This is a genomic window from Streptomyces sp. NPDC127119 (assembly GCF_042677425.1).
In the GTDB taxonomy this organism is placed as follows: domain Bacteria; phylum Actinomycetota; class Actinomycetes; order Streptomycetales; family Streptomycetaceae; genus Streptomyces.
In genome coordinates this window covers 65,980-73,675 of sequence record NZ_JBHXTO010000033.1, presented here as the reverse complement: position 1 = coordinate 73,675, position 7,696 = coordinate 65,980, and the positions used below count along the sequence as shown (strand labels likewise).

The window sequence follows — 7,696 nt, the reverse complement described above, 5'->3', positions numbered from 1 at the left end:
GTGGGCGCCGGTGAGCGGGGTGTGGTGCGTGCAGCTGCAAGGCGGAGGAGGGCGTCGACGCGGAGCGTCGGCAACCGACGACAACGCCGCAGATGTGCGTGCCACACCCCGCGTCTTCGCCGTGATCGACCGGACAGGTCCTAGTTGCGCGGTGGCAGGCGGTGCAGTTCGACGGCGTCGAGCACGCCGTCCGTCACCGTCGCGGTCATGTACGTGCAGTGCGGCCGGCGTCTGCGGTCGGTGGGCGAGCCCGGGTTGAGCAGGCGCAGTCCGGTGGCGGCCGTGGTGTCCCAGGGGATGTGGCTGTGGCCGAAGACCAGGACGTCGAGGTCGGGGAAGCGTTCCGCGCACCGGCGTTCGCGACCCTGGGCGGCGCCGGTCTCGTGGATGACACCGAGGCGCAGGCCGTCGAGTTCGGCGTGGGCGATCTCGGGGAGGCGGGCCCTGAGATCGGGGCCGTCGTTGTTGCCGTACACGCCGATGAACCGCTGCGAGCGGCTTTCGAGGAGGTCGAGGGTCGCGGTGTCCACCCAGTCGCCGGCGTGGATCACGACGTCGGCGCGCGGGAGTTCGGCGAGGAGTCGTGCGGGCAGTTCCTTGGCGCGCTTGGGGAGGTGGGTGTCGGACATGAGCAGGAGGCGCATGGGAGCAAGTCTCTCCGGTCAGTCGCCGACGGGCTCGATCAGGGGGAGTTCGGCCCAGACCTGTTTGCCGCCGCTGACCGGGACGGTCCCCCAGGTGGCGGAGAGCGCCTCGACCAGCAGTATGCCGCGGCCTCCGGTGGCCTCCCAGCCGATGCTCGTGGGCTTGATCGGCGAACGCGGTGAGGCGTCGACGACGGCGACGCGCATGCGGTTGCTGATGAGGGTGAGGTCGAGGCGGACCTGGCCCTCGGTGTGCACGAGGGCGTTGGTGACGAGTTCGGAGACGATCAGCAGGATGGCGTCGGGCTCGTCCCTGACGCCCCAGGCACGCAGGGCGCGCCGGGTGAAGCGGCGGGCGTGGCGGACGGCCTCGGGGACGCGCCAGACCGTCCAGCTCTCCCGCAGCGGCCTCAGGTCCAGGCCGTCGTAGCGCATGAGGAGCAGGGCCACGTCGTCGCCGCGGTTGGCGTCCGCGAGGAGGGCGTCCGCGACGAGTCCGAGGTGGGCGGGGTCGGCGGCGGCCAGTTGGCCGGCGAGCCGGTTCAGGCCGTCGTCCATCTCCAGTTCGGAGGACTCGACCAGACCGTCGGTGGTGAGGGCCACCACGGTGCCGGGCTGGAGCGGCAGCGGGCTCATCGGGAAGTCGGCCTGGGTGATGACGCCGAGGGGCGGCCCGCCCTCCGTGACGACGATGGCGGTCGTGCCGTCCGGGTGCCGCAGGACCGGCGGCAGATGCCCGGCCCGTACGCACCAGGCCGTGCCCTCCGCCATGTCCACGTCGACGTAGCAGCAGGTGGCGAAGAGGTCGGTCTCCATGCCCATGAGGAGCCGGTTGGCGTGCGAGACGACCACGTCCGGGGGGTGGCCCTCGACGGCGTACGCGCGCAGGGCGGTACGCATCTGGCCCATCAGGGTGGCGGCCTGGGCGTTGTGTCCCTGGACGTCGCCGATGACGAGGGCGACGTGGTTGTCGGGCAGCGGGATGACGTCGTACCAGTCGCCGCCGACCTCCAGGCCCGCCGTGGTGGGCAGATAGCGGGCGACGGCCTCGGCGCCGGGCAGGGGCGGCAGCCGGCGCGGGAGGAGGGTGCGCTGGAGCATGCCGACGAGTTCGTGCTCGGCGTCGAATGCGTGGGCGCGCATCAGGGCCTGCCCCGCGAGACCGGCGGAGGCGGTGAGCAGGGCGCGCTCGTCGGGGCCGAAGTCGTGCGGGGTGTCCCAGCCGATGAGGCAGGCGCCTGCCATCCGGCCGCCTGCCGGCAGGGGCAGGACGGCGAGGCCGCCGGGGCCGACGTCGGCGAGCGCGGGCTCCAGCGGGGTGCCGGCGGGCCAGATCGCCGCGCGGCCCTCGCGCAGGGCGGCCTCCAGGGTCGGCATGGTGCGTACGGGGGCGTCGGGCCACTCCGAGCGCCACTCGGTGCGCCACACCTCGGGCCAGGCCTCCGGTTCCGGCGGGTCGAGGACGGTGACGACGAGGCGGTCGCCCTCCAGCTCGGCCAGGGCGATGCGGTCGGCGTGCAGGGGCCGGCGCAGGGCGGTGACGACCGCCTGGCCGACGTCGCGGACGGTGCCCGCGGTGGCGAGGGCGGCGGCGAGGCGCTGGACGCGGGCCACCTCGTTGCCGCCGGACCGCAGCTTGGAGGCGTCGGCGACGGTGCCCACCAGCCGGGACGGGCGTCCGTCGGCGGCGGGCAGCAGCCGGGCGCGCAGCCTCAGCCACCGCTGGTCGCCGGAGGGCTGGAGGATACGGAACTCCAGCTCGCGCTCGCCGATGGACATGTGGTCGGCCTCCACCACGGACATCAGCGTGGGCAGGTCCTCCGGCACGGTCATGCTCAGCAGGGTCTCGACCTTGCCGTCGAACTCGTCGGGCACGAGTCCGAACAGTTCCAGCATCTCGTCGTCGACCTCGACCCGGCCGGAGTCCATGGCGAGGCCGAACGAGCTGCTGGGCAGCGGCTCGGACTCGCCGGTGTCGGACGGGGGCGGGAAGGAGACCGCCTCGGCGAACAGCTCCAGGCACTTGCGGTCCTCGGTGTCGAAGCCGCCCGGGTTCTCGCTCACGGCCACCAGGCAGCCGCCGCCCCGCGGGTCGGGGGGCAGTGGCAGGGCCGCCAGCCAGTGCTCCCCCGCCGGTGCGGGCCGGGCGCCGGGCAGTACGGCGAGTTCCGCGGGGCCGAGCCACCGGGACTGTCCGGCGCGGTAGGCGTCGGCCGCGGGTGAACCGCCCGAGAGCGGATAGCTGTCGCGTACGCCGTACAGGGCGCGTGGGACGCCCGCGGACTCGATCAGACACAGCTGGTCACCGCGGTCCCCCGGCGCGTACACGAGGGCGAGGGTCGCACCGCCGTAGACGAGTGCCTGTTCGAGCACGCTCCGCAGCCGTTCGGGGGAGCCGAGGTCCGTGCGGAGCGCCTTGAGGGCAAGTTCGGCACGCACCGTTCTCGTGCTGCGTCCCGCATCGCCCTCACTGACCACGTCCGTCATTACAGCGCTTCCGGGACGCGGGCGCAGCCCCTGTGACCGTCACGAAGTGGGGCGGCCCGTCGGCCGGACGTGCCCGAGGCCCCTCCCACGGGCCCTTCGGCGGCGTCACGGAGAGTTTCCGGGGCCTGCCGGGGATACCGCCGACAGGGGTCACGCTGCGTAGAACGGCGCACGGAACGGACAGTGGGGGCGCCCGGCGGAGGCGCGACGGCGCACCCGGGCACCCTCGCCGTGCGGGAACCGCTCCCACGGGGGAGCCTTGACCCCAAGGCTCCTCCATGTGGCCGAGGGAGGTGGTCGCTGTGTCCCACTGGCAGGCATCCGGGCATCCGCCCCGGCCCGCCCCCGCTCCGGTCGGCCGGCCGCTGCTCTCCCTGACCCTGGCCGCGCTCATGGACGAGGTGCACGCCCACTCGGGCGCGGTGTACCTGCTGACCCCGGGCGAGCCGGTCCTGGAGATGGCGGTGATGGCCGGGCTGCCGAGGGCGTTCGCGGCTCCCTGGGAACGGCTGGGCCTGAGCGCGCCGATCCCGGTGGCGGAGGCCGCGCGCCACCGGCGGCTCGTGTGGGTGGGCGGCGAGCAGGACATGGCCCGGCGCTATCCGCGGATCTCGGTGGTCCTGCCGTACCCGTTCGCGCTGGCCGCGCTGCCGGTGGCGACCGACCGTGCCACGTACGGGGCGATCTTCGTGACCTGGCCGGGCGCGCATCCCCCGGAGCTTTCGGACTGGGAGCGGGATCATCTGACGGCCGCCTGCGACCGGCTCGCGCTGCGGCTGGAGCGCGCCCACGAGGCGGGCCGGCAGATCCGGCCCGAACCCGATCTGCTCTCCCCCGCGCCCATCGCGAGCGTGGCGGGGACGCTCGGCACGGTCGAGGCGTCGCGGATGGTGGCGCGTCTGCCGTACGGGCTGTGCGCGCTGGATCTGCAGGGGCGGATCACCTTCGCCAACGCGGCGTCGGCCGAGCTGCTGGGGCTGCCGGTCAGCGCTCTGCTGGGCATGCAGCTGTGGGCGTCGGTGCCCTGGCTGAACGACCCGGTCTACGAGGACCGCTACCGTGCCGCGCTGATCAGCCAGCAGGTGACGTCGTTCGTGGCGCTGCGCCCGCCCTCGGAGTGGCTGTCGTTCCGCCTCTATCCCAGTACGAACGGGCTGAGCGTGCGCATCACCCGCGCCCGGGCCGTGGCACGGGAGGGTCCCGCCGCCTTCCGGCACGGGGAGACCGGTACGCGTCTCGTCTCCATCTCGCAGGTGCTGAGCCTGGCCGGGGCGCTCACGCAGGCGGTGGGTGTGCAGGACGTGGTCCAGCTGGTCGCCGACGAGATCGCCCCCGCCGTCGGCAGCCAGGGGCTGGTGATGCTCGGCTCGGAGGCGGGCCGGCTGCATGTCCTGGGACAGCGCGGCTACCCGGACCCGCGGGATCTGGAACGGTTCGACGGAATGCAGCTCAGTGATCCCTCGCCCGGCACGCACGCCCTGGTGAGCGGGGTACCGGCCTTCTTCGCCTCCGGTCAGGAACTGGCGCGGCTGTACCCGGACCAGCGGCCGGCCGGTGACATGGCGGCCTGGGCGTATCTGCCGCTCATCGCGTCCGGGCGGCCGGTCGGCACCTGTGTCCTCGCGTACGCGGCGCCCCATCCCTTCCCGGCCGACGAGCGTGCCGTGCTGACCAGCCTCAGCGGGCTCGTCGCGCAGGCGCTCGACCGGGCCCGCCTGTACGACGCCAAGAACAAGCTGGCACACGGCCTGCAGGCCGCGCTGCTGCCCCACTCGCTGCCGTCGCTGCCCGGCATCGAGGCGGCGGCCCGCTATCTGCCCGCCACCCAGGGCATGGAGATCGGCGGGGACTTCTACGACCTGGTCCCGACCGGCGCGGAGACCACGGCGGAGGCCGCCGCGGTCATCGGGGACGTGCAGGGACACAACGTCACCGCGGCGGGCCTGATGGGACAGATCCGTACCGCCGTACGCGCCTACACGACCGTGGGGCAGTCGCCGGGGGAGGTCATGAGGAGCACCAACCGCCTGCTCATCGACCTGGGCACGGAACTGTTCGCGAGCTGCGTCTATCTGCGGCTGGATCCGGCGCACGGGCGGCTCGTGATGGCCCGCGCGGGGCATCCGCCGCCCCTTGTGCGCAGGCCGGACGGCAAGGTGCGGGTCCTCGACCTGGCGGGCGGTCCGCTGCTGGGCATCGACGCGGGCGCCGTCTACCCGACGACCGACGTGGCGCTGCCGCCCGGGTCGCTGCTCGCCCTCTACACCGACGGGCTGATCGAATCCCGCGGCGTCGACATCGAGGACGCGCTGGCGGGCCTCGCGGAACTCCTCGCCGAGATCGGCGACCGCCCCCTGGACGAGGTGGCCGACTGCCTCGTCCACCACAGCGGCACAGCAACCCAACGCCTGGACGACGTAGCCCTGCTCCTACTCCGGGCAACACCGACCCCGTGACGAACGAATGGGTCGCGGGGACAACCGCGCCACACACCAGCCCCGTAAGGGGCGCGGGGAACTGCGCGACCAGCCACGACGGACCCGCACCCATCAATCTCCGTACACCCCCACCCCCCAGGGGCGCGGGGAACTGCGCGACCAGCCCCCACTCACCCGCACCCAACGAACCACCCGGCCGCCCCTACAAAAACGGTGCGGTCCGATCCTCCCGCCGGAGGACCGGACCGCACCGAACGGCACCGCTACTGACGCAAGGTCAGATCACCGGTCGTGACCCGAACCATCACCCGCAGCGTCACCGGCCTGGTCACCGGCTTGGTCACCCGCATCGCCGACCTGCTCCTCGCCACCGACCGCGTCACCACCGGCACCGGCTTCCTCACCAGCGCCCGCTTCCTCACCGGCCCCGGCCTCTTGACCGGCGCCCGCTTCCTCACCGGCGCCGGCCTCTTCACCCGCACCCGCTTCCTCACCGGCGCCGGCCTCTTCACCCGCACCGAGCGTCGCGCCCACGGCCGTCAGCGCGGTGGTCACCGGCTGGAAGAAGGTCTCGCCACCGACGGTGCAGTCACCGCTGCCGCCCGAGGTCAGGCCGATCGCGCTGCCCTCCGCGGTGAACAGCGAACCACCGCTGTCACCGGGCTCGGCACACACATCGGTCTGGATGAGGCCGGTGACCGTGCCCTCCGGATAGTTCACGGTGGCGTCGAGGCCGGTGACCTGACCGTCGTTGAGACCGGTGGTGCTGCCCATCCGGATGACCGTCTCGCCGACCGTGGCATCCGCGGCGGCCAGGATCTCCACGGTCTGCTCGCCGGTGTTCACCGTGCTGGGTGCCACGGTCGCCGGGTCGTCGTACTTGACGAGGGCGAAGTCGCCGTCACCGGGGAACGTGGCCGTCTCGACCGTGCCGATCGGCGCGCCGTCCTGCGCGTCCGACCACTCCGCGGCGGCGACACCGCAGTGGCCCGCGGTCAGGAAGGCCGGGCTGCCGTCGTCGGCGACGACGTTGAACCCGAGCGAGCAGCGCGCGCCGCCACCGAAGATGGCGTCGCCGCCCTCGACGAACGTCTTGAACTCACCGGCGGACTTCTTGATGGTCGCCACGCCCGCGCCGAGCGTCTGGACGGTCGACTCCAGCTGGTCCCACTTCGCACCTGTGACGGTGCTGTCGGCGGTGACCTGGATCTTGTTCGTCCGGGGGTCGACGGCCCAGGAGGTGCCGGGGATGGTCGCGTCGGCCTTCAGCGTCTGCGACGCCGTCTTGAGCGCGGCGGTGCTGTTCTCGACCTGACGGACCACCGCGCCCTTCTTCTCCGCCAGGATGATGTTGTTGTTGTCGCCCACGACGTTGATGATGAGTTGCTGCTTGCCGGAGTCGTAATACCCGCCGGCATAGTCCTCACCGAGCAGTTCGGCCAGTTGAGAGGCGAGGTCAGACGCGTCCGCGGCCTTCAGCGTTCTGGGGGCGGCACCTTCCGTCGCATCGGTCTGGGACGCCATCGCGTTGGGCAGGATGAGGGCCGCCGCGCCGAGCGCGACCACGCCTCCTGCGGCTATGACGGCCTTGCGCTTCGGTATCCGCTTGTGACTCAACTTCATGACCTCCTGGGGACTGGGGGTCCGAGCCGCCGAATGACGGCTGACTGCGGGCGCCTGGATGGCTGTTGATACGCAGGCGGCGCGTGGGGCGTTCAACGTTCTTGCTCAACTTCCTTTGCGAAAGCGCGATTCGGCCGCGGCGGAGGGAGTGGTCGCGAGGACGCGGACCAGCGGCCCCATGACGCTGACCACCACGGACAGGGACCGGACCGCACGGACGGCGTCACCCCCTCGGTGCCGGAATCCGTCGGCGGTACGGGAAGCGCACGATCGATGCCCCGGTCAACATCCCGATCGGCGCCTTGCCCGACGCCTTGTTCCAGGCCTGGAAGGCGAAAGCGCGAAAGTGACTGGAATACGGCCACATGGCTCTTGGACCACGCCGGTTCATTCAGGCGTATTCGGACCCATTCCCGTGACGTCACAGGAAATCCGGCGCCCCCGACGCATCCCCGGCGATCCCCCCATTGGTCCCCCATTGGAACTCTGTGTCCCATAGGCCTA

The 7,696-nt window shown here is 72.4% G+C and carries 4 protein-coding genes; 1 reads left to right on the top strand and 3 read right to left on the bottom strand.

Translation table 11 applies throughout. From position 1 onward, the window contains the following. Positions 1-140: 140 nt before the first annotated feature. Both ACFVH5_RS17400 and ACFVH5_RS17395 read right to left on the bottom strand, forming a co-directional pair. Entirely contained in the window at positions 141-644 is a 504-nt protein-coding gene (locus tag ACFVH5_RS17400; protein WP_385834535.1) for a metallophosphoesterase family protein, read from the bottom strand. An 18-nt stretch (positions 645-662) separates the two neighbouring features. Then, positions 663-3,131, bottom strand: a complete 2,469-nt coding sequence (locus ACFVH5_RS17395) for a SpoIIE family protein phosphatase (RefSeq protein WP_385834534.1) — start codon at positions 3,129-3,131, stop codon at positions 663-665. 278 nt (positions 3,132-3,409) lie between these two features. Here ACFVH5_RS17395 and ACFVH5_RS17390 point away from each other — a divergent pair, with 278 nt between their 5' ends. Continuing rightward, the gene (locus tag ACFVH5_RS17390) at positions 3,410-5,587 is read left to right on the top strand and encodes a SpoIIE family protein phosphatase (RefSeq protein WP_385834533.1); all 2,178 of its coding nucleotides are present in this window, start codon (positions 3,410-3,412) and stop codon (positions 5,585-5,587) included. Positions 5,588-5,851: 264 nt separating this feature from the next. On the opposite strand, the gene ACFVH5_RS17385 is transcribed toward ACFVH5_RS17390, so the two are convergent. Further along, positions 5,852-7,186, bottom strand: a complete 1,335-nt coding sequence (locus ACFVH5_RS17385) for a S1 family peptidase (protein WP_385834541.1) — start codon at positions 7,184-7,186, stop codon at positions 5,852-5,854. Positions 7,187-7,696: the final 510 nt, after the last annotated feature.

Coding starts and splice junctions, on each gene's coding strand:
- ACFVH5_RS17400 (WP_385834535.1), bottom strand. CDS start 644: ATGCGCCTCCTGCTCATGTCCGACACCCACCTCCCCAAGCGCGCCAAG.
- ACFVH5_RS17395 (WP_385834534.1), bottom strand. CDS start 3,131: ATGACGGACGTGGTCAGTGAGGGCGATGCGGGACGCAGCACGAGAACG.
- ACFVH5_RS17390 (WP_385834533.1), top strand. CDS start 3,410: ATGTGGCCGAGGGAGGTGGTCGCTGTGTCCCACTGGCAGGCATCCGGG.